Here is a 20,614-nt window from a genome sequence, read left to right as displayed (position 1 = left end):
TCGCGCCGGGCTTTCTCGTTTCAGGAGCCTGACATGGCCAACTACTTTACCCATTTCTCGTGCCTTCTTGACGTCGGCACGCCCGATAATGCCGCCCGAGCGCTCGACCTCTACAACAAGCTTTCGGAGGAAGGCGCTTCCGAAGAACCGCCGTCCGAGGGGTTTCTCCTATCGATCCAGCCGGAGCACGGGGGTGGCCGGCTCTGGATGCGCGATGACCAGACAGGCGATCCCGAGCGTCTGCTCCAGTTCGTGAAGATCTGCGCGACCGAGTTCCGCCTCAGTGGTCTCTGGGGCTTCCAATACGCCAACACCTGCTCGCGGCGGCGCCTCGACGGTTTCGGCGGCGGCGCTCATGTCCTCGACCTCGCCACCGGCGAGACGGTGGCATGGACCTACACCGATGGCTGGCTCGCCCAGGTTCTCGATGGAGGCGGCTCAGATGAGTAAGGTCATCGAAACCACGGTCTATCAGCTCGACGAGCTTGCTGACGCCGCCAAGGAGAAGGCCCGCGATTGGTATCGCGAAGGCGGCTTCGACTACGACTGGTATGATGCCGTTTACGAGGATTTCCAACAGATCGCGGAAATCCTCGGCCTTCGGCTGAAAACCCGCAGCATGCGGCTCAACGGCGTCGGCTCCTGGCAGAAGCCCTGCATCTGGTTTCGGGGGTTCTGGAGCCAGGGCGACGGCGCCTGCTTCGAGACCTTCTATTCCTACCGGAAAAACGCCCCGCGCCGCATCAGGGAACACGCGCCGCAAGACGCCGAACTGCACTGCATCGCCGATGCACTTCAGGCGGTCCAGCGGCGTAATTTCTACCAGCTTAGCGCCGAGGCGAACCATCGCGGTCACTACTACCACGAATACTGCATGACGATCTCGGTAGAGCGCGACAGTCCAACCTATCAGGATATGACGGCCGATGCGGAAGACACCGTGGCCGAGGCGCTGCGCGACCTGGCCCGTTGGCTCTATCGGCAGCTCGAACGCGAATACGAGTGTCTCACCTCGGACGAGGCCGTCGACGAGGCGATCACCGCCAACGAATACACGTTCACGGCAACCGGCCGTCGCTTCGGCTGAACCCGGCAAGCGTCCTGCCATTCGGCAGGGCGCTTTTTGCATGCCAGCCACGGCCCACCTTTCGAGAGTCAGAGGAGGCCGGGGACGGGTTTGAGCCTGTGCGGTCGAGAGAGAGCGCTGCGCGGCTCGATCCTGTCCTGCTCTCCCGAGGTCTCCTCCATGAACATGATTTCCGCATCTGCGGCGGCATCGGTCGCCGGGCCGCTTCCGCTTGTCCCCGACAGCCATGCCGCCACGTCCGTCTTTTCGGCGGCAGCTCTTCTTCTGCCCCACCTCGAGCGCGGCCAGCGCATCGACGCCGCCACGCTTCGCAGCGCGATGGAAACCGCCTTCGGCGCGTCCGATACCGCTGGCGCCTGGGACTGGAAAACCGCCTATGACGCCTGCGAGGCCGCGATCGTCCTGTTCCTGCGCAAGTACGGAAAGGCGCTTTTCCGTAAAGCCGGTTCGCCAGCCGATAGCCTGCCGCTGCTGACGCGGATCGCCGGGCTGCTGCCGACCCATACACGCCGCTCGGAGGAGGCGCAGACCTTCCAGCAATTCTCCACCCCGATCCCACTGGGGCTGGCAGCGGCGACCGCCGCCGCCATCACGCCCGCCGACCGGGTTCTGGAACCCTCGGCCGGGACCGGATTGCTCGCCATCCTGGCCGAGATCGCCGGCGGCGCCCTCGTCCTCAACGAGCTGGCCGAGATGCGCGCCGGTCTACTTTCCTCCCTCTTTCCCGCCTTGTCCGTCACGCGTTTCGACGCGGCGCAGATCGACGATCACCTCGATCCTGCCCTGGTCCCGTCCGTGGTGCTGATGAACCCGCCGTTCTCGGCGCTGGCGAATGTCCAGGGCCGCGTCGCCGATGCCGCCTTCCGCCACGTCGCTTCGGCGCTTGCGCGCCTTGCGCCCGGCGGGCGGCTGGTGACGATCACCGGCGCGAGCTTCGCCCCCGATAATCCTGCCTGGACCCCGGCCTTCGTCCGGCTGCAGGAGCGCGGTCGCGTGGTCTTCTCTGCCGCAGTCGATGGTTCTGTCTATGCCAAGCATGGCACGACGATCGATACCCGGATCACCGTCATCGACAAGCTGCCCGCCGACGATCCGGCAGTCTTCCCAACCTCTCCCGGCGCCGCACCGGATGCCGCCACCCTGATGGCCTGGATCGGCGCGAGCCTGCCCGCGCGGCAGCCTGTCGATCCTTCAGTCGTTGTTCCGGTTGCCGCAGCGCCTGCGCCTCGCACCGTGCGCGGCTATATCGCCGCCACCGCGAAAGCCGCCCGCCCGGCGCCGCAGACCGAACCGGAAGCCGCACCGCTCGACTATGAGATCGTCGATTGGCAGCCAGCCGAGGGAGGCCACATCACCGACGCCATCTATGAGGAATACGGGCTTCAGGTCATCCGTATTCCCGGCGCCCAGCCTCATCCAACCCAGCTCGTCCAGTCGGCGGCGATGGCGAGCGTCGCCCCGCCGAAGCCCAGCTACCGGCCGCATCTGCCAAAGACCATTCTCGGTCTTCTGTCCGACGCGCAGCTTGAGACCGTCATCTATGCCGGCCAGGCCCATGCCGACCATCTCGCCGGGGCCTGGACCGTCGACGAGACCTGCGATGTGGTCAGCGCGGCGGCCGAGGACGCCAAGAACGCCGTCCGCTTCCGGCAAGGCTTCTTCGTCGGTGACGGCACCGGCGTCGGCAAGGGGCGGGAATCCGCCGCCATCATCCTCGACAACTGGATGCAGGGCCGCCGCAAGGCCGTCTGGATCTCCAAATCCGACAAATTGCTGGAAGACGCACAGCGTGACTGGTCGGCGCTCGGCATGGAGCGCCTCCTGGTTACGCCGCTGTCGCGCTTCCCGCAGGGCAAGCCCGTGACGCTGCCCGAAGGCATCCTTTTCACGACCTATGCCACGCTACGCTCAGACGACCGCGGCGATAGGGTTTCACGCGTCAAACAGATCGTCGAATGGTTGGGCGAGGATTTCGATGGAGTGATCGTCTTCGACGAGGCGCATTCGATGCAGAACGCCGCAGGCGGCAAGGGAGAACGGGGCGATGTCGCTGCCAGCCAGCAGGGCCGAGCCGGGCTTCGCCTCCAGCACGCCCTGCCGGATGCCCGCATCGTCTATGTCTCCGCGACCGGCGCCACTACGGTCCACAACCTCGCCTATGCCCAGCGCCTTGGCCTTTGGGGGGGCGAGGATTTCCCCTTCGCCACGCGGGCCGAATTCGTCGAGGCTATCGAGGGCGGCGGCGTCGCGGCGATGGAGGTTCTGGCCCGGGACATGCGCGCCCTCGGCCTCTACACCGCCCGGTCGCTGTCCTTCGCCGGCGTCGAATACGAGCTGGTCGAGCATGAGCTGACCCCCGAACAGACCCGCATCTACGATGCCTATGCCGGGGCCTTCGCCATCATTCACAACAATCTGGATGCTGCGATGGAAGCGGCCAATATTACCGGCAGCACGGGCACCCTGAATCGGCAGGCGAAATCCGCCGCGCGCTCGGCCTTCGAGTCGGCCAAGCAGCGGTTTTTCGGCCACCTCCTGACCAGCATGAAAACCCCGACGCTGCTCCGCTCCATCGCATCCGATCTGGAGGCGGGCCATTCGGCCGTGATCCAGATCGTCTCGACCGGCGAGGCGCTTATGGAACGCCGGCTGGGCGAGCTGCCGACCGAGGAATGGAACGACGTCCGCGTGGACATCACCCCGAGGGAATATGTCCTGGACTACCTTGCCCATTCCTTCCCGGTGCAGCTCTACGAGCCGTTCACCGACTCGGAGGGCAATATGTCGTCGCGGCCCGTCATGCGCGACGGCCAGCCCGTCGAAAGCCGCGAAGCGGTCGCCCGCCGCGACGAGCTGATCGCAAAGCTCGCCAGCCTGCCGCCGGTCCCCGGTGCGCTGGACCAGCTCATTCAGCATTTCGGCACCGATACCGTGGCTGAAGTGACGGGCCGGTCGCGGCGCATCATCCGCAAGGCTGGCAAGGGCGTCACTGTTGATCGCCTTGTCGTCGAGAACCGCGCAGCTTCGGCCAACCTGGCCGAAACCCAGGCGTTCATGGACGACGGCAAGCAGGTTCTGGTGTTCTCCGACGCCGGCGGCACCGGCCGCAGCTATCATGCCGAACTGTCGGCACGGAACACGAGGCTGCGCGTCCATTACCTGCTCGAAGCCGGATGGAAGGCCGATACTGCGATCCAGGGGCTTGGCCGAACGCACCGGACCAACCAGAAGCAAGCACCCCTGTTCCGGCCGATCACCACGAACGTCAAAGCCGAAAAGCGCTTCCTCTCGACCATCGCCCGCCGTCTCGACACCCTGGGCGCGATCACGCGCGGCCAGCGCCAGACCGGCGGTCAGGGCCTGTTTTGGCCCGAGGACAATCTGGAATCGCATTACGCCCGCGACGCGCTGCGCCAGCTCTACCTGCTGCTGGTCCGCGGCAAGGTCGAGGGATGCTCGCTCGACCGCTTTGAGAGCGCCACCGGCTTGAAACTGATGGACTCCAACGGCATCAAGGATGACCTCCCAGCCATCACGACCTTCCTGAACCGGCTGCTGGCCTTGACGATTGAGCTTCAGGGCGTGCTGTTTACCGCCTTCGAGCAACTTCTGACGGCGCGCATCGAGGGCGCCATCGCGTCGGGCACCTATGACGCCGGGCTGGAGACGCTGCGAGCGGAGAGCTTTGTCGTCACCGACCGCCAGACGATCTATACGCACCCGCGCACCGGCGCCCAGACCCGCCTGCTGACCATCACCGAGCGCAAGCGCAACCATCCGGTCACGCTGGCGGAGGCCATAGGCAACCTGGACGATCCGCGCGCGGTCCTGTTGGTCAACGAGCGGTCGGGCCGCGCCGCCGTGCAGGTTCCGACCACCAGCGTCATGCTGGACGATGGCGAGATCGAGCGCCGTGTCCGGCTGATCCGGCCGATGGAAGCGCACAACATCCCGGTCAAGACCATGCCCGAGACCCATTGGGTCGAAGCCGACCGGGACGCCTTCGCCTCTGCCTGGAATGCCGAGATTGCCGAGGTGCCGGAGTTTTCCGACAGCACCCTGCATATGGTGACAGGTCTCCTGTTGCCTATCTGGAAGCGGTTGCCGAACGAATCCACCCGCGTCTATCGGCTCCAGACCGATGCTGGCGAGCGGATCATCGGCCGCCGCGTTTCGCCTGCCTGGGTCGCCCACGCGACCGCGACCGGCGTCACGTCGATCACGCCGGAGGATGCCTTCACCGCCCTTATGGACGGAAAGACGATCCTCGATCTCGCCGAGGGCCTTCAGCTTCGCCGGGTCCGCGTCATGGGCGCGCTGCGCATCGAACTCACCGGCTTCACCGACACGATGCGCCAGCGCCTCACGGCCTATGGCCTCTATCACGAGATCATCTCGTGGAAGCTGCGCTTCTTCGTGCCGGTGGATGCTCAGGGGCCGGTAATCATCGGCAAGCTCTTCGACCCCTGGCCGGTCGAACGCATCGGCGAACGGGAGGCTGCATAAATGGCTTCGCGTCACGCCTCAGAACTGGCGCATCGCCTCGGCCGCGAGGCCGAGGCGGTCTGCCGCGAATACCTGTCCTCCGGTCGGAGGGCAGGCAATTACTGGCAGGTCGGGGACGCGCAGAACAGCCCCGGCCGCTCCCTCTATGTCCGGCTCAGGGACACCCCCAAAGGTCCGGCCGGGAAATGGACCGACGCCGCCACCGGCGACCATGGCGATCTGCTCGACATCATCCGCGAGGCGCTTGGCCTCGTCGATTTCAAGGATGTGGCCGAGGAAGCGCGCCGTTTCCTCAGTCTCCCGCATCCCTCGCCGGAACAGACAGGGACACCGACCGGCAGGACATCGAGCATTGCCGTCGGTTCGCCCGAAGCGTCGCGGCGGCTGTTCGCCATGTCGCAGCCGATCCCCGGCACGCTCGCGGCGACCTACCTCAGCGGGCGGGCAATCACGTCGCTCATCGGCGGCACCGCACTGCGCTACCATCCCCGGTGCTATTACCGGCCCGACGAGCATTCGCCCACGGAGATCTGGCCGGCGATGATCGCGTCCGTCACCGACCTTGACGGGCGACAGACCGGCGCGCACCGCACCTGGCTCGCCCCGGACGGCTCGGGCAAGGCGCCTGTCGAAACGCCGAGGCGGGCGATGGGCGACCTTCTCGGACACGGCGTCCGCTTTGGCGTTGCCGGCGATGTGCTGGTCGCCGGGGAGGGCATCGAGACCGTGCTGTCGCCCCGTCAGGTTCTGCCGCACATGCCGATGCTGGCGGCGCTCTCGGCCGCACACCTCGCCGCCATCCTGTTCCCGGCGACGCTACGCAGGCTCTATGTCCTTCGCGATCGTGATCCGGCTGGGGACGGCGCGAGAGACAGCCTGATCGCCCGAGCTGCGAGCGTCGGGATCGAAGCGGTTGCGATGTCGCCAGCGCGCGAGGACTTCAACGAGGATCTGCGCTGGCGCGGCGTCGATGCCCTCCGGGCGGCCCTGAAGGATCAGCTTCATCCCGTGGACGTCAGCCGGTTCATGGAGGGGTGAGAGGATCGGCGGGGGGATGGGGCAAAGCTCTGAATGGCTCCGCCTGCCGTCTCCGCTCATCATCGGGAACACCCTTCCCGCGTCGGAGAGGGCGCCCACGGCCTTCTGAGGGGGCGATCGGCTCACAAACGGGCCAGCCGGGCAATGGCGCTGCGCTCTCGGCTATTTTCCGCCGGCGGGGCAAGCCCCGCCTTTGCATCGCGAAGCAAAATAGCCGGCTTGGCCATCAAGGCCCTCGCGGGAGCACGAGGGCTGCCAGGCCGTCCCGCCCGTGAGCTTCGACGCCTGCGAAGGCCGCGATGGGCGCGGTCTCCAGACGAAGGATGCTCCCGATGATGAACGAAGACGATGACGCAGGCTTCGAGCCGTTCCACACCTCATCCCCCACCGATCACGTCCTCACCGAACTCCAGCTCTATGGCTACCGCCCTTTCCAGGACGAACCCGATCCGCGTCCGCTACCGGAGGGCAACACCGTCGCCGCAGCCGTCGCAGACATCTTCGACGCCCTCGTCTCGACGCTCGGCGACACCCGCCTCGAACCCGATCTCGACGATCTCCTCTGGTCGACGGTCAATCTCTTCCATCGCGCCGCCGACCGGGTCGAACGCGAACTCGACGACAACGAGCAGGGGCAGCTCCGCCTTCAGCGGGAACAGGATGGCAGCGAGGTCAAGAGCGTCGAACTCGAACGCCTCACGGCGGAGGGACAGACCCTGGTCGAACGGCGCAACAGCATGGAACTCTTCCGCGACCTCTCGGCGGACGCCTTCGAGCACCACACCGGCACGCCCTGGCGGCCGCGCAGCGGTTCGATGGTCAACCATCGCAACCTCACCTCGGCAATGATCGACAGCCGCGATTTCCTCGCCGCTAAGCGCCGGGCCGAGACCGATGTGCTGCTGCCCGCCGGTCCCAGAGTCGCCATCACGGGCGGTGCGGACTTCAACGATCACAACCTGATCTGGACGAAGCTCGATCAGGTTCATGCCAAGCACACGGACATGGTGCTCCTGCACGGCGGCTCGCCGAAGGGCGCCGAACTGATCGCCTCCCGCTGGGCTGACAGTCGCAAGGTGCCGCAGGTCGCCTTCAAGCCCGACTGGACGAAGCACGCCAAGGCCGCGCCCTTCAAGCGCAACGACGCCATGCTCGATGTCCTGCCGGTCGGCGTCCTGGTCTTCCCCGGCACCGGGATTCAGGAGAACCTTGCGGATAAGGCGCGCAAGCTCGGCATTCCAGTCATGAAGTTCGACGGCGGCGCGTAAAGCGCCGCCGCTCGGCGGCCTGCCAGCCGCCTCTACTTGACTGAACACGAGGTTGATGGCTTTCTTGAAGAATATTTGCAGCAACGGCGAACTGGCATAGTCGCAGGCGGAGCGTATTATCCGGCAGCCTGTGGTGATCCTCAATCGTTCATGCGGAGGCTGCCGTGACCCTCATCCTGCTTGCCATCTCCCTGACGATCGCGCTTTGCGTCATCGCCTACAACTTTGCCATCTACGCCTTGCCGTTCATGGTCGGGCTGACGGCCTTTCAATATGTCTATGGAATGGAGGCCGGCTTCCTGCTGTCGGCGCTCGCCGCCCTCGGCGCGGCGCTGCTATCCGTGGCGCTGGTCATCGCCGTCGTAGGCTTTGCCAAGAACCCGGCCTTGCGGCTTATCGCCCTCGCCGTATTCGCGGTGCCGGCGATGATCGCCGGTTATGCGCTCGTGCATGGCGTCACGAAGAATTTCGTCGACGCGACGATTATGCTGAACCTGCTCGGCGGCGCCGGCGGTCTCTTCATCGGCATAGCGGCGATGCTCAATCTCAATGCGCTCGGTACAGGCGTCCTGTCTCGCTGATGCGATCGCGAATCGCCGCTCGTCACAAAAAATCTGCGCCGGTTTGCACTGTTGGGCTTCCGGCATCCTGCTCTGAGGAATGGCGCCACCGGCGCTGTAAGGGCCAAGGTCTTCGCTCCGATTGGCCCCGCTGTGGAAGTCGGTCATCGGCTGATACCCTCCCAGCCTTAGCAAGGTCGCCACTCTCTGCTTCGTTCCCCTCCGTGTCGTGGCGTCCGCGAACACCTTCATGCTCTCCAGCCCTGCAATTCACTGGATCGCACCTTCGGCCGACGGGGTGGAACAACGCCATACATCCTGGAGCCCAATAGCCGTTTCGTCCTGGTCCCGGCTCGCCTTCCGACTGGCGGCGTGCTGCGGCTCGTGACGGCGATCCCGGCGGCGCGCACCCCGCTCTGATGCGGGTTTCATATCGGGGCCTGTAGCGCCCTCGTTGCCGGGAAGGACGAACGGTTCTGCTGTGCGTCCCCGGTGTCAGCTTTCCGAGGCGCCAATCCCTCCGACTGACTGATCCCCTAAGTCCGTTCGGTTTCCGACCGCAACCCCCGCGGCTCCGGACCGTGTTGCCGCGCAAGCGCGGCTGCCCGCTCCACTCCGGGCCTTAAGGGCGAGGTGCCGCCAAGGCGGCACTTGCTGGCGTCTCCCGACGGCCTTGGCCGGGTCTCGTCGGAGGGATGGTCCCTTCGAGAAGCAACGGAGACTTACAATGCAGAACATCGTCATTCTTGCCGGCAACATCGGCCAGGACCCCGAAACCCGCAACACCCAGAGCGGCACCTCGATCACCCACTTCACGCTGGCCACCTCGCGCCCCCGCTACTCGGAAGGCAAGGTTGTCCGAGACAAGGACGGCTATCGCGTCCAGGACACCGAATGGCACCGGATCACCGCCTTCAACGGCCTCGGTAAGACGATCCAGCAGCATTGCGAGAAGGGCATGAAGGTTCTGGTTCGCGGCCGCATCCACTACACCAAGTGGACCGATCAGCAGGGCGTTGAGCGCTACGGCTGCGAGATCATCGCCGAGACGGTGGACTTCCTCAGCCGGGCAAAGCAGACCCAGAACGAAGACGGCAAGTTCATCGACGACGATGACATCCCGTTCTGAGCGGGATACCGGGAGCCCGGCGGCGCAAGCCGCCGGGATTTCCTAATTATCTGGCGTTCCTGGCATGAGTCGTCGTCTTCCGGCAGCACGATAAGCCTCGAACAATCTCTCCTGCTCGCCTTGGCTTGGAGAGAGAACCCAGCACTGCCCGAATCGCCCCCGCCACTGACCAGACGTCAAATCTCTAGGAACACCGATTCTGGGTCGCTTTCCACTCCAAATCCGTCTATAATAGCCGTAGTTCTGGCGTGACGTTGACGCACGGTGGGAGGTGATCATGCATGATCACTTCCCGACAAACACGGGCCGCGCGCGCATTACTGGGTTGGACACAGGAGATGCTCGCTGACAAGGCCAAGGTTTCGCTGACGGCGCTCAAGCGCATGGAGTCGGCCGCTGAACTGCGTGTGTATGAAAGCACCAGCGACCAAGTCCGCAGAGCGCTTGAGGCCGAAGGAATCGCCTTCATCAGATCGGGCCGCAACGAAGGGGTTATGCTTGTCGATGTGCACGAAGCAGCCGAACGCAGCAGAGTCCGGTAATTCCCACCCTTCTACCGCCTCCCGCTTGTCATCGTCGCGCTGTAATGGTGCTTAAGAATAGCAACCGCCATCCCAGAGTGTCACGTGCCGACTAATGACCACAATTGATTTCCTCGACGAAGCCCCTTCCATGCTGTCGCTCACCGAGTATGACCGACAGCACATCAAGCTCTATGCTCGTCTGCTGGACGCAGAGGCAGATGGAGCAGACTGGCGCGAAGCGGCCGAGGTTCTTTTCGGCATCTGTCCAACGACTGAGCCGGACCGCGCTCGCCGCGTCCACGACAGCCATCTGGCTCGCGCACACTGGATGACCAAGCATGGCTACCGGCAGCTCAGGCGCGGCCGGCCTCATTAGATCCCGTGTTGTCTCAAGTGCAACGCCTGTTGCGCCTTGCAACCTTCCCAAGAAATAGAATCCCCGGAATCAATTCGCTCTGTACGCGTATTCGCTGAACGGGGAGGATTAAATGACGCCCGATACAAGAGAATGGCGATCATCAACTACATACGACTATCTCGATCGGGCAGATGTAGATGCACTGGCGTGGGAGTGCCTTCGGCGCAATCTCGATTACCAGCGCGACTACGCAAACTCCATCCGCATGGCCTCCGAACTCGGGCCTGAGACCGAAGCGATCGGCGATCGCTGGGGTCTCCGATTTCCCCGCCAGGCCCAGCCTGAATGCACTCGAACAACCTGTTTTCTGGACGCCGGAAGCTGACACCAGCGTAGTCCATATCGGACCCGCCCCGGAAATTGAGCAGGTCAGCCCTCGCATTTTCGAGGATATTCGCTCGGAAATCAGCCGCAGTTCAGAGGAAGGACTGCATATATCGGTTCTCACCGGAAGCGGTCGCCTGCACCTTGTCGCGAGAGCGGGTCTCGAGCCGACGCAGTCCATCGCCGCCATCATTCCGCTCGACGCCCACAGCCTGGATCGTGTCCAGTCACTGATCAGACTCTGGCGAAGCCTTCACGGCCTGCCTGTGCCACAGGACAGTCGGATGACGGCGCAGCAGCGCCGTCGTCTCAAAAACATGCTGCGCGCCGCTGACGGCCGTTTGCACAACGCCGACTATCGCGAGATCGCCGAAGCGATTTTCGGCGTTGAACGCGTTGCCAGCGACCCCTGGAAAACGTCCGCGCTCCGGGACGCTGTCCTCGATCTGGTCAAGGACGGCTTCGCGATGATCGACGGCGGTTACCGCAAGCTTCTTCGCCACCGCCGTCGTTCGTAACCTGCGCTACTAGGGCAAGGTGTGCGAATTAGGCCCCCCCAAGTTCGCACTCCCCCTTCGCTATTCTTCTTCGCCACCGTGGCCTTCGTTCGCCGCTGAACGCCAGCGGCTCCCGCGAAAGCCACGGAGGCCACCATGAACGCCAATCTCGCGACCCTGCCGCCGCGCTTCCTCCGCACCAAGGAAGCCGCCGAATTCCTCAGTCTCTCGGCCCGTACCCTCGAAAAGCACCGGACCTACGGCACCGGGCCGGCCTATCGCAAGCTTGGCGGGCGCGTCGTCTATTCCGTCAATGAGCTTGAGGCATGGGCTGAACGCGGCGCCGTGACGTCCACCTCCGATCCGCGGGGCAGCGTGCTGCCCGCGAAACGCCATGAGCCCGCACCGGCATCCCATGCCGGCCGTCACGCCCGCTGATCCGCGCGGTCTTTTCAATGACGACGCGGCATCGCCCATCTCCGGAGCGCGGACAACTCGATCTGTTCCACGCGCTCCCTGGCGATTTCGCGCCCCGCGACGCGCAGGACCTCATGGCCTATCCGTTCTTCTCCCTCTCCAAGTCACACCGCACCGCGCCGATCGATTTCGTCGCCGGCGACGTGAGCATCCGCGTCGAGGCGGTTCCCGATCATGGCATGGCCACAATCTGGGATGCCGACATCCTCATCTGGGCGGCGAGCCAGATCGTCGAAGCGCGCGACAAAGGTCTTCGCACTTCGCGCCTGATGGCCGCCACCCCCTACGAGATCCTCAATTTCATCGGCCGCGGCGTATCGATGCGCGATTATCAGCGCCTCAAGGCTGCCCTCGACCGGCTGCAGTCGACCACGGTCGCAACCTCGATACGGCAAGCGGCCGAAGGCCGCCGCCACCGTTTCTCCTGGATCAATGAATGGCAGGAGCGCACCGATCGCCAGGGGCGTCCCGCCGGCATCGAGCTGATCGTGCCGGACTGGTTCTACCGCGCCGTTCTCGACGATGCGCTCGTCCTGACCATCGACCGGGACTATTTCGGTCTCACTGGAGGCCTCGACCGCTGGCTCTACCGCATTGTGCGCAAGCATGGCGGCAAACAACGCAATGGCTGGCGCTTCGACTTCCGCCACCTGCATCAGAAATCCGGCAGTCTTTCGCCATTCAAGCGCTTCGCGTTCGAGCTGCGCGACATCATTCGCCGCCAGCCATTGCCCGGCTACTCGCTGTTCCTTGAGGTCGAAGTCGGCGGCCGGTTGCTGCTTGCTTTTGAACCATCGGCGGCCTGTGGACAACCTGTGGACGGCCTCGTGCTATCAGGAACCCGACCTATCGTGCTATCGGGAACCGGAGGCTCGTGCTATCGGGAACCGAAACAGGGTGTAAGCTCTGGAAACAAAAAGCGAAATCGCGCCCTTAACTTAGAGTCTAACCAAGAATCTAACTTTGAAGAGCGCGCGCGCGATGTGGAAAACATCGCCGGAAGGCGGCCGAACCAGGCCAAAAAGCCATCACTTCAAGCGCATGTAACCGATCAGGCTCTTCGTAGCTCCGCCTGTACGGACCGCTCTTCCGGCCACGCGCATCTCACCTTCGGCGACGAGCCTGGAGGCGCGAAATGATCGTCGCACTTCTCAATCAGAAAGGCGGCGTCGGCAAAACGACGCTCGCGCTGCATCTTTCCGGTCAATGGGCGCGTGAAGGCAAGCGCATCACCCTGATCGATGCCGACCCGCAGGGATCGGCGCTCGACTGGTCGCAGCAACGCACCCGCGAGGGCCTGCCTCGCCTGTTCGGCGTCATCGGCTTGGCGCGCGACACACTTCATCGCGAGGCGCCCGAACTCGCGCGTGACGCCGATCACATCGTCATCGACGGACCACCGCGCGTTGCAGGTCGTATGCGTTCGGCGCTGCTCGCCGCCGATCTTGTCCTGATCCCTGTGCAGCCGTCACCTCTCGATGGCTGGGCCTCGGCCGAAATGCTGGCGCTGCTCGCAGAGGCCCGAATCTATCGGCCGCAACTCCTCGCCCGCTTCGTACTCAACCGCTGCGCTGCACGCACCGTCATCGCCCGCGAGACCGCCGAGACACTGGCCGATCACGATCCGCCCCTGATGTCGGCGACGATCGGCCAGCGTGTCGCCTTCGCCGACCTGGCGCAGTCCGGACGCCTCGTTTTTGAGGCCGACGACAATAGCGCGGCCGCGCGCGAGATCGCCGCCCTGACTGCGGAAGTCGGGAGGTTGGCGCCATGACCAAAGCCAGCGCCCGGCGCGGCTTCGTCGCCCGGCCTTCCAATCCAGACGACTGGATCAAGTCCACTGAACCGGGGTCGCCCGGTCCAGCTTCCAGCACGGGCTTCACCGCAAGGCTGACCATCGACGTCACGCCGGAGGTGCGCGGTCGCATCAAGATCGCCGCCTTTCAACGCGGCGTCACCGTCGCCGACATGCTTCGCGAATTGCTCGCGCGCGAATTCCCCCAATCGCCAGGAGACCCGTCATGACCGGCATCGCGGCCCCCCGCATGCGCGGCGGCTCGATGCCGTCGTCTTTCCAAACCGACCGTCTCACCCACGTCGAGCTGACATGGGTGGAAAAGCAGATCGAATACTGGATCAGGTTCGGTCAAGACGTGCAGGAGACGATCCTTGATCGCCGCCGCCGCGTCCTCTCCTTCAGGCCCGGCACGACTTTCGCCTTCGTACGATGGGCGTCCAACGACTTCGGCACGATCATCTCGGGCATCGATATCGTGCGCGCCATCACGCCCGGCGAAGCCTATCAGACGCTGCCCTTTGTACGCCCCGGCGGCGACATCCTGCTCAAGATCGAAAGCTGGCCGAAGGTCGAACGCGTGCTGCAGCTCATCGACGCGATCGAGGCCCTTTCGCTCGATCCGGCCGAAGCCGCGCCAGACTATTGGCGGCATGTACACAACCGACTGAGCGCCGGCCAGGACGCACGCCGCTACTCGCGCGATCAGCACCAGGCGTGGCTTAAGCGTCGGAGGATCGCGCCATGACCGACCTCAAATGGGCCATGGCGACGTTCGTAGCGTCCAGCGCGATCGCCGTGACGACGTGGATCGACGCCCCCACCAAACTCATCTGGAATGCCTCGGCCAGCACCCCGATCGGTTTCTATTCGGTCGAACCTGCAAAGCGGCTCGAAGTCACCGATCTGGTCGCCGTTGCTGCGCCGGAACCGATTGCGAGCTTCCTCGCCGATGGCGGATACCTGCCGGGCGACACGCCGCTCCTGAAACGGGTCCTTGGCCTTCCCGGGCAGACCGTCTGCCGCTCCGGCGTCCTGATTAGTGTCGACGGCGTCGCGATGGGAACGGCACTCCAACGCGACCGCATCGACCGACCGCTCCCCGATTGGCAGGGCTGCCGCATCGTCGCGGACGGCGAGATCTTCCTCATGAACTGGGACGTTCCCGACAGTCTGGACGGCCGCTATTTCGGCCCGATCCCGGCCAGCGCCGTCATCGGCCGCGCGGTTCCCTTGTGGACCGACGAGGACGGCCACGGCCGCTTCGAATGGCGGGCGCCAACGCGGTGATCGCCCAGCCTGAGGCGGGCGTGGTGCTCGCCCAATCCTTCTCCACCGCATCTTGAAAGGAAACCGCCATGCCGCAAATCGGCGAATTCACCCGCGAGGAATCTGGCTTCACCGGCCGCATTCATACGCTCACCCTGTTTCGCGAGATCACCATCGTTCCCGTCGATCCTTCGGACGTCGAGAACGCGCCGAGCCACCGCGTCCATCACGGCGCGGACGATAACGCACCGGAGATCGGCGCGGCCTGGACGGAGTCCAGCGAAAAGGCTGGCGAATATCTGTCACTGCTGATCGACGACCCCAGCTTTGCGCAGCCGATCCGTGCCCGCCTGTTCCAGAACGGGGCTGATACGACCTCCTGGTCTTTGCACTGGAGCCGCCCTCAGAAGCGCGGCGAACGGGAATAGCGCATGCGGATCGCTCGCACGAACCCCGCATCGCCGATGTCAACCGGGCGGCCTCGCGCTGCCCGGTGCATCATCCTCTTCCTCCTTTCCGGCCTGTCTGTTTCCGCCGCGCCGCCGCTCGCTGTTCTGGCGCAGAGCGCTCAGTCGATCGCGCAGCCAATCCACGATCCTCACGCCGCCTTCGTGACCGAAGCCTCGCAGAGTTTCGGCATTCCCGAACACTGGATCAGGTCGGTGCGCCGCGTCGAAAGCGCCGATGACGTGGGCGCCGTCTCATCGGCGGGCGCAATGGGCCTGATGCAGGTCATGCCCGCCACCTGGGCGGAATTGCGCGTCCGTTATGGCCTTGGACGCGATCCGTTCGACCCGCGCGACAACATCATCGCTGGTACGGCCTATCTGCGCGAAATGTACGATCGCTTCGGATCGCCGGGCTTTCTTGCAGCCTATAACGCTGGACCCGGACGCTATGAGGAATACCTCGCGGGCCGCCCCCTTCCGGCAGAAACCCGCGCCTATGTCGCCACGCTCGCGCCATTGATCGGCGGGGCTAACCTGTCGCCACCCGCACCGGGGACCGTCACTGTTGCCGCCGCCGATCCGCACGCTTGGCGGCGAGCTCCGCTCTTCGTCACGCCGTCAGCCCACGGTCTGGATGCGCGCAAAACGATATCCGAACCGCAAGAAAACGACGCCCGGACTGCGCCGTCATCGGGCGAAGGTCCCACCAATTCTGTGCAAAGCGGCAGCATTTTCGTTGCCCGTGCCGACGATGGAGACCCGCAATGAGCCGGTTCGCATCATGGCGCACCTTGGCGTGTTCCAGAGAGCGTTGTGCGGAAGGGTGGGAGGGGCAGAGAGCAACGACAGCAGGACGGCGAGATAAAAGGGCCGCGCCAAATTCGCACAAACCATTGACATGGCTTGGCTTTTGGCGTGCCGGTCGGTCGGGTCGCGTGCCGCGATTGCTACTTTATGCAGCGATTTCAATGGTGTTTCCGGCACTGTGCCCGTTAGCCCCTTCGGAAAGGGCAGTTCGATGAGCGAGGGCGACAGCGAATTCCGCGTCCGCCCTGGCCGCATCAAATCCACCCGCGCCCCCAAGCCGAAGAGCTTCATCAACCAGGTGCTGCGGGCCTCGAAAAAGGCAGGGCATAGCTCCGGCGAGGTGCGAACCGCCAAGCGCGGCGGCGCCAGCCGTGGTCACTCGACCTTCGGCCGCGGCCGCGTCAGTTTCAGCCGCTCGCGCATCTTCAGCGCCTCGCGCCGCGTCGTGGTCAAGGCGCGTGTCGTCCGCCACCAGGGCAAGTCGTTCCGCTCAGCGCCGCTCTCGGCCCATCTCTCCTATCTCAAGCGCGAGGGTGTCAGCCGGGATGGAGAGAAGGGCGTGATGTTCGACGCCACGAACGAGCGCGCCGACGATCTCGCCTTCTCCGATCACTGCAAGGACGATCGGCACCACTTCCGCTTCATCGTCTCGCCCGAAGACGCCGGCGACATGACCGACCTGCGCGAATTCACCCGCGACCTTGTCAGTCAGATGGAATCGGATCTCGACACGAAGCTCGATTGGGTGGCCGTCGATCATTGGAACACCGACAATCCCCATGTTCATCTGCTGGTGCGCGGCGTTGATCAGACCGGTGCCGATCTGGTGATCTCCCGCGACTACATCAGCCGAGGCCTGCGCTCCCGCGCCGAGGATCTGGTCTCGCTCGAACTCGGCCCCAAACCCGAACATGAAATCCGCAACGCGCTGGAGAGGGAGGTCACGGCCGAACGCTGGACGCGCCTTGATGTCGAGATCCGCATCGCCGCCGATGAAACCGGCTTCATCGACCTGCGGCCCGAGGCGAACGGCAAGTCCGATCCGTCACTCCGCCGCCTGATGGTTGGCCGCCTCCAGCATCTCGAAAAAATGGAGCTGGCTGCACAAGGCGCTCCCGGCAAATGGACCGTCGGGCTCCAGGCCGAACGCACGCTACGCGATCTCGGCACGCGCGGCGACATCATCAAGACCATGCACCGCGCCTTCACAGAACGCGGACAGGATCGCGGCTTCTCCGACTATGTGATCGATGTCGGCGGCGCAGGCTCTCCCATCATCGGCCGTCTTGTCGATCGCGGCCTGCACGACGAACTGACCGGCGAAGCCTATGCCGTGATCGACGGCACGGACGGCCGTGCCCACCATGTCCGCTTCCGTGGGATAGAGACCTTCGAGCATTCCCCGCCGATCGGCGGCATCGTCGAGGTGCGGCGGTTCGGCGGTGAGGACGACAAGCGCCCGACACTCGTGCTCGCCAACCGGTCCGACTTCGATCTCAACCGGCAGGTCACGGCACCCGGCGCGACATGGCTCGATCATCGTCTGGTCGAGCGTGAAGCCATGCCCATGTCGACCGGCGGCTTCGGCGCAGAGGTGCGTGACGCCATGAAGGCGCGCGCCGAACATCTGGCTGAAGAAGGTCTCGCGCGGCGGCAGGGCCAGCGCATCATCCTGCAGCGCGATCTTCTCAACACCCTGCGACAGCGCGAACTCGATGCCGTCGGCGCAAAGCTTCAGGCAGAGACTGGTTTGCCCTTCCAGAAGGCTCAGGCCGGCGAGCACGTCGCCGGTCTCTACCGCCAGCGCGTCTCGCTGGCCTCTGGCCGCTTCGCCATGATCGACAACGGCCTCGGCTTCCAACTCGTGCCCTGGTCCCCGCCGCTCGAAAAGAAACTCGGCCAGCACATTGCCGGCGTCGCCAAGGGTAACGGCGGCATCGAATGGAGCCTCGGCCGACAGCGGGGGCTCGGCCTGTGACCACCACAAGCAACAAGAAAGGACCCCGCTAATGTCCGCGACCAAAATCCTCTGGGGCCAAATCCTGGTTGTCTTCCTGATCGTGCTGTTCACGACATGGGGCGCGACCCAGTATGTTGCCTGGAGCCTCGGCTTTCAGGCGCAGCTCGGCACACCTTGGTTCGTGCTTGGCGGCATGCCGATCTACTATCCCCCAGCCATCTTCTGGTGGTGGTACTTCTTCGACGCCTATGCGCCGGGGATCTTCGCCAAGGGCGGCATGATCGCAGCGTCCGGCGGCTTCATCGCCATTGCCGTCGCCATCGGCATGTCGGTCTGGCGAGCTCGTGAAGCGAAGAACATCGCGACCTATGGGTCAGCCCGCTGGGCAAAGCCACAGGAGGTCAAGGCCGCGGGCCTGCTCAATCCCGATGGCGTGGTGCTCGGCAAGCTCGACCAGGACTATCTTCGCCACGATGGGCCGGAGCATGTGCTCTGCTTTGCGCCGACCCGATCCGGCAAGGGCGTTGGGCTCGTCGTTCCGACATTGTTGACCTGGCCCGGCTCCGTCGTCGTTCACGATATCAAGGGCGAGAACTGGCAGCTCACCGCAGGCTTCCGCTCGAAGCACGGCCGCGTGCTGCTCTTCGATCCGACCAACCGGAACTCCGCCGCCTACAATCCGCTGCTCGAGGTACGGCGCGGCGAATGGGAAGTGCGCGACGTCCAGAACGTCGCCGATGTGCTCGTCGATCCCGAAGGTTCGTTGGAGAAGCGCAATCACTGGGAGAAGACCAGCCATTCCCTGCTGGTCGGCGCGATCCTGCACGTCCTCTATGCGGAGAAAGACAAGACGCTCGCCGGTGTCGCCGGGTTCCTGTCCGATCCGAAGCGCCCGATCGAGACGACACTGGCGGCGATGATGACCACGCCGCATCTGGGCGAAGCCGGTCCTCATCCGGTCATCGCATCGACCGCGCGCGAGCTCTTGAACAAATCAGACAACGAGCGCTCCGGCGTGCTCTCGACCGCCATGTCGTTCCTCGGTCTCTATCGCGATCCCGTCGTCGCCGAGGTGACCCGGCGCTGCGACTGGCGCATCGCCGACCTGATTGAGGACCAGCAACCGGCGACGCTCTACCTCGTCGTGCCGCCTTCGGACATTTCGCGCACCAAGCCGCTGATCCGGCTTGTGCTCAACCAGATCGGCCGGCGCCTTACAGAGGATCTGCACACCAAGGCGCGTCGACATCGCGTGCTGATGATGCTCGACGAGTTTCCCGCGCTCGGCCGTCTCGACTTCTTCGAAAGCGCGCTCGCTTTCATGGCCGGCTACGGCATGAAGGCCTTCCTCATCGCCCAGTCGCTCAACCAGATCGAGAAGGCCTACGGCGCCAACAACTCCATCCTCGACAATTGCCATGTGCGGGTGAGCTTCGCCACGAACGACGAGCGCACCGCCAAACGTGTCTCCGACGCGCTCGGCACCGCCACCGAGATGAAGGCGATGAAGAACTATGCCGGACATCGTCTCTCGCCCTGGCTCGGCCATCTGATGGTCTCGCGCTCCGAGACCGCGCGACCGCTGCTGACGCCCGGCGAGATCATGCAGCTCCCGCCAAATGACGAAATCGTCATGCTGGCCGCTACCCCGCCGATCCGGGCCAACAAGGCGCGCTATTTCGAGGACAAGCGCTTCGTCGAGCGCGTACTGCCTCCGCCCAATCCCACGCAGACGAGCCTGACCAAGCGGAAGGACGCCTGGACCGAACTGGCGCCCCAGGTCCCGGACGCTGTCTTGCTGGCTGAGATCCATAAGGCAGAACAGGACGCCGCCAATAGCGGCCTGCGTCGCGAGCCAGAACTTCCCGACCACGTCGCCATCGTCAAGGAAACGACCGACCCGAACCCGGCCGAGGAATTCTCTGTGCTGCTCGACGATGAGCCAGAGGACGCTGCACGTCAGCGCCAGGCCCTTCGCCGCCGGATGAGCGGCATCGCCCGTCAGGTCTCGATGGACCCCAACGACAATATGGAGCTTTGAGCCATGCGCGACCGGATGAATGTGTATTTCCCGCCCGACATGCTGCGCCAGATCGCCGATCTTGCCGACCGCAAGAAAATCTCGCGCTCGGCGATCGTAGAGGCTGCCGTCGCCTCCTTTCTCTCACCTGATGGAGCGGACAAACGCGAGGCTGCGCTGACCCGTCGTCTCGACCGGATGACGAGGCAGATCCAGCGGATCGAGCGCGACCTCGGCATCACAGCCGAGACGCTTGCTCTGTTCGTTCGCTTCTGGCTGTCCGTCACGCCGCCACTGACCGGCGATGCTCATGCCGCTGCACAGGCCAAGGGCCGCGAACGGTACGAAGGATTCATCGAAACCGTCGGGCGGCGCCTGCAGCAAGGCCAAAGCTTCCTGCGCGAAATACCTGACGATGTTGATGACGGGCGATCGCCAACATCGTCAGATGAAGTTTTTCGTCCGGATCGGTGAGCGCCATGACAG

General features: G+C 64.5%; 22 protein-coding genes. All 22 read left to right on the top strand.

All coding sequences use genetic code 11. The features are described from left to right. Positions 1 to 33 precede the first annotated feature (33 nt). Positions 34 to 450 carry a hypothetical protein gene (locus MKS82_RS02615; RefSeq protein ID WP_119036663.1) on the top strand — a complete coding sequence of 139 codons (417 nt, stop codon included), beginning with the start codon at positions 34 to 36 and terminating at the stop codon, positions 448 to 450. Continuing rightward, on the top strand, positions 443 to 1,087 hold the full coding sequence (locus tag MKS82_RS02610; RefSeq protein ID WP_119036662.1) for an antitoxin of toxin-antitoxin stability system: 645 nt from the start codon (positions 443 to 445) through the stop codon (positions 1,085 to 1,087). Before MKS82_RS02615 ends, MKS82_RS02610 begins: the two co-directional genes overlap by 8 nt. Before the next feature lie 159 nt (positions 1,088 to 1,246). Continuing rightward, positions 1,247 to 5,593 (top strand): strawberry notch-like NTP hydrolase domain-containing protein, encoded by a 4,347-nt coding sequence (locus tag MKS82_RS02605; RefSeq protein WP_240578304.1) that lies wholly within the window; start codon positions 1,247 to 1,249, stop codon positions 5,591 to 5,593. After that, a complete protein-coding gene (locus tag MKS82_RS02600; RefSeq protein WP_119036660.1) occupies positions 5,594 to 6,631 on the top strand; it encodes a DUF7146 domain-containing protein in 1,038 nt (345 codons plus the stop codon). A gap of 335 nt (positions 6,632 to 6,966) precedes the next feature. Continuing rightward, positions 6,967 to 7,899, top strand: a complete 933-nt coding sequence (locus tag MKS82_RS02595) for a DUF2493 domain-containing protein (protein WP_211325940.1) — start codon at positions 6,967 to 6,969, stop codon at positions 7,897 to 7,899. A 164-nt stretch (positions 7,900 to 8,063) separates the two neighbouring features. After that, complete coding sequence (locus MKS82_RS02590; RefSeq protein WP_240578303.1) at positions 8,064 to 8,480, top strand: hypothetical protein; 417 nt, start codon at positions 8,064 to 8,066, stop codon at positions 8,478 to 8,480. Between the two features lie 706 nt (positions 8,481 to 9,186). Further along, a complete protein-coding gene (locus MKS82_RS02585; protein ID WP_003167746.1) occupies positions 9,187 to 9,588 on the top strand; it encodes a single-stranded DNA-binding protein in 402 nt (133 codons plus the stop codon). Between the two features lie 281 nt (positions 9,589 to 9,869). Then, positions 9,870 to 10,130 carry a helix-turn-helix domain-containing protein gene (locus MKS82_RS02580; RefSeq protein ID WP_029371814.1) on the top strand — a complete coding sequence of 87 codons (261 nt, stop codon included), beginning with the start codon at positions 9,870 to 9,872 and terminating at the stop codon, positions 10,128 to 10,130. Between the two features lie 94 nt (positions 10,131 to 10,224). Further along, positions 10,225 to 10,488: a DNA -binding domain-containing protein gene (locus tag MKS82_RS02575; RefSeq protein ID WP_211325917.1), complete on the top strand. Its 264-nt coding sequence runs from the start codon at positions 10,225 to 10,227 to the stop codon at positions 10,486 to 10,488. A gap of 112 nt (positions 10,489 to 10,600) precedes the next feature. Then, a complete protein-coding gene (locus MKS82_RS02570; protein WP_083825825.1) occupies positions 10,601 to 10,855 on the top strand; it encodes a transcriptional regulator domain-containing protein in 255 nt (84 codons plus the stop codon). Then, a complete protein-coding gene (locus MKS82_RS02565) occupies positions 10,755 to 11,372 on the top strand; it encodes a DUF2285 domain-containing protein (protein WP_240578647.1) in 618 nt (205 codons plus the stop codon). The genes MKS82_RS02570 and MKS82_RS02565 overlap by 101 nt, the downstream gene beginning before the upstream one ends. Positions 11,373 to 11,507: 135 nt before the next feature. After that, entirely contained in the window at positions 11,508 to 11,789 is a 282-nt protein-coding gene (locus MKS82_RS02560) for a helix-turn-helix transcriptional regulator (RefSeq protein WP_003167739.1), read from the top strand. A 17-nt stretch (positions 11,790 to 11,806) separates the two neighbouring features. Then, positions 11,807 to 12,967, top strand: a complete 1,161-nt coding sequence (locus MKS82_RS02555) for a replication initiator protein A (RefSeq protein ID WP_119036658.1) — start codon at positions 11,807 to 11,809, stop codon at positions 12,965 to 12,967. Further along, positions 12,964 to 13,602: a ParA family partition ATPase gene (gene parA, locus MKS82_RS02550; RefSeq protein WP_010395094.1), complete on the top strand. Its 639-nt coding sequence runs from the start codon at positions 12,964 to 12,966 to the stop codon at positions 13,600 to 13,602. The genes MKS82_RS02555 and parA overlap by 4 nt, the downstream gene beginning before the upstream one ends. After that, entirely contained in the window at positions 13,599 to 13,853 is a 255-nt protein-coding gene (locus tag MKS82_RS02545; protein ID WP_119036657.1) for a hypothetical protein, read from the top strand. The genes parA and MKS82_RS02545 overlap by 4 nt, the downstream gene beginning before the upstream one ends. Further along, positions 13,850 to 14,371, top strand: a complete 522-nt coding sequence (locus MKS82_RS02540) for a DUF2840 domain-containing protein (RefSeq protein ID WP_240578302.1) — start codon at positions 13,850 to 13,852, stop codon at positions 14,369 to 14,371. The genes MKS82_RS02545 and MKS82_RS02540 overlap by 4 nt, the downstream gene beginning before the upstream one ends. Continuing rightward, positions 14,368 to 14,913 (top strand): S26 family signal peptidase, encoded by a 546-nt coding sequence (locus MKS82_RS02535; protein ID WP_119036656.1) that lies wholly within the window; start codon positions 14,368 to 14,370, stop codon positions 14,911 to 14,913. The genes MKS82_RS02540 and MKS82_RS02535 overlap by 4 nt, the downstream gene beginning before the upstream one ends. 68 nt (positions 14,914 to 14,981) lie before the next feature. After that, positions 14,982 to 15,320 carry a DUF736 domain-containing protein gene (locus MKS82_RS02530; protein WP_119036655.1) on the top strand — a complete coding sequence of 113 codons (339 nt, stop codon included), beginning with the start codon at positions 14,982 to 14,984 and terminating at the stop codon, positions 15,318 to 15,320. A 3-nt stretch (positions 15,321 to 15,323) separates the two neighbouring features. Further along, positions 15,324 to 16,109, top strand: coding sequence for a lytic transglycosylase domain-containing protein (locus MKS82_RS02525; RefSeq protein WP_119036654.1), 786 nt, complete (start codon positions 15,324 to 15,326; stop codon positions 16,107 to 16,109). Positions 16,110 to 16,359: 250 nt separating this feature from the next. Next, positions 16,360 to 18,126 carry a relaxase/mobilization nuclease domain-containing protein gene (locus MKS82_RS02520; protein WP_119036653.1) on the top strand — a complete coding sequence of 589 codons (1,767 nt, stop codon included), beginning with the start codon at positions 16,360 to 16,362 and terminating at the stop codon, positions 18,124 to 18,126. Positions 18,127 to 18,157: 31 nt separating this feature from the next. Continuing rightward, on the top strand, positions 18,158 to 20,149 hold the full coding sequence (locus MKS82_RS02515) for a conjugal transfer protein TraG (protein ID WP_119036652.1): 1,992 nt from the start codon (positions 18,158 to 18,160) through the stop codon (positions 20,147 to 20,149). A gap of 3 nt (positions 20,150 to 20,152) precedes the next feature. Further along, a complete protein-coding gene (locus MKS82_RS02510; protein WP_119036651.1) occupies positions 20,153 to 20,602 on the top strand; it encodes a CopG family transcriptional regulator in 450 nt (149 codons plus the stop codon). Positions 20,603 to 20,614 lie beyond the last annotated feature (12 nt).

It is taken from the genome of Ochrobactrum sp. A-1, assembly GCF_022488005.1.
Lineage (GTDB): Bacteria > Pseudomonadota > Alphaproteobacteria > Rhizobiales > Rhizobiaceae > Brucella.
The sequence above is the reverse complement of the archived record's forward strand: the minus strand, read 5'-3'. Positions and strand labels throughout refer to the sequence as shown.

Coding starts and splice junctions, on each gene's coding strand:
- MKS82_RS02615 (WP_119036663.1), top strand. CDS start 34: ATGGCCAACTACTTTACCCATTTCTCGTGCCTTCTTGACGTCGGCACG.
- MKS82_RS02610 (WP_119036662.1), top strand. CDS start 443: ATGAGTAAGGTCATCGAAACCACGGTCTATCAGCTCGACGAGCTTGCT.
- MKS82_RS02605 (WP_240578304.1), top strand. CDS start 1,247: ATGAACATGATTTCCGCATCTGCGGCGGCATCGGTCGCCGGGCCGCTT.
- MKS82_RS02600 (WP_119036660.1), top strand. CDS start 5,594: ATGGCTTCGCGTCACGCCTCAGAACTGGCGCATCGCCTCGGCCGCGAG.
- MKS82_RS02595 (WP_211325940.1), top strand. CDS start 6,967: ATGAACGAAGACGATGACGCAGGCTTCGAGCCGTTCCACACCTCATCC.
- MKS82_RS02585 (WP_003167746.1), top strand. CDS start 9,187: ATGCAGAACATCGTCATTCTTGCCGGCAACATCGGCCAGGACCCCGAA.
- MKS82_RS02580 (WP_029371814.1), top strand. CDS start 9,870: ATGATCACTTCCCGACAAACACGGGCCGCGCGCGCATTACTGGGTTGG.
- MKS82_RS02575 (WP_211325917.1), top strand. CDS start 10,225: ATGACCACAATTGATTTCCTCGACGAAGCCCCTTCCATGCTGTCGCTC.
- MKS82_RS02570 (WP_083825825.1), top strand. CDS start 10,601: ATGACGCCCGATACAAGAGAATGGCGATCATCAACTACATACGACTAT.
- MKS82_RS02560 (WP_003167739.1), top strand. CDS start 11,508: ATGAACGCCAATCTCGCGACCCTGCCGCCGCGCTTCCTCCGCACCAAG.
- MKS82_RS02555 (WP_119036658.1), top strand. CDS start 11,807: ATGACGACGCGGCATCGCCCATCTCCGGAGCGCGGACAACTCGATCTG.
- parA (WP_010395094.1), top strand. CDS start 12,964: ATGATCGTCGCACTTCTCAATCAGAAAGGCGGCGTCGGCAAAACGACG.
- MKS82_RS02545 (WP_119036657.1), top strand. CDS start 13,599: ATGACCAAAGCCAGCGCCCGGCGCGGCTTCGTCGCCCGGCCTTCCAAT.
- MKS82_RS02540 (WP_240578302.1), top strand. CDS start 13,850: ATGACCGGCATCGCGGCCCCCCGCATGCGCGGCGGCTCGATGCCGTCG.
- MKS82_RS02535 (WP_119036656.1), top strand. CDS start 14,368: ATGACCGACCTCAAATGGGCCATGGCGACGTTCGTAGCGTCCAGCGCG.
- MKS82_RS02530 (WP_119036655.1), top strand. CDS start 14,982: ATGCCGCAAATCGGCGAATTCACCCGCGAGGAATCTGGCTTCACCGGC.
- MKS82_RS02525 (WP_119036654.1), top strand. CDS start 15,324: ATGCGGATCGCTCGCACGAACCCCGCATCGCCGATGTCAACCGGGCGG.
- MKS82_RS02520 (WP_119036653.1), top strand. CDS start 16,360: ATGAGCGAGGGCGACAGCGAATTCCGCGTCCGCCCTGGCCGCATCAAA.
- MKS82_RS02515 (WP_119036652.1), top strand. CDS start 18,158: ATGTCCGCGACCAAAATCCTCTGGGGCCAAATCCTGGTTGTCTTCCTG.
- MKS82_RS02510 (WP_119036651.1), top strand. CDS start 20,153: ATGCGCGACCGGATGAATGTGTATTTCCCGCCCGACATGCTGCGCCAG.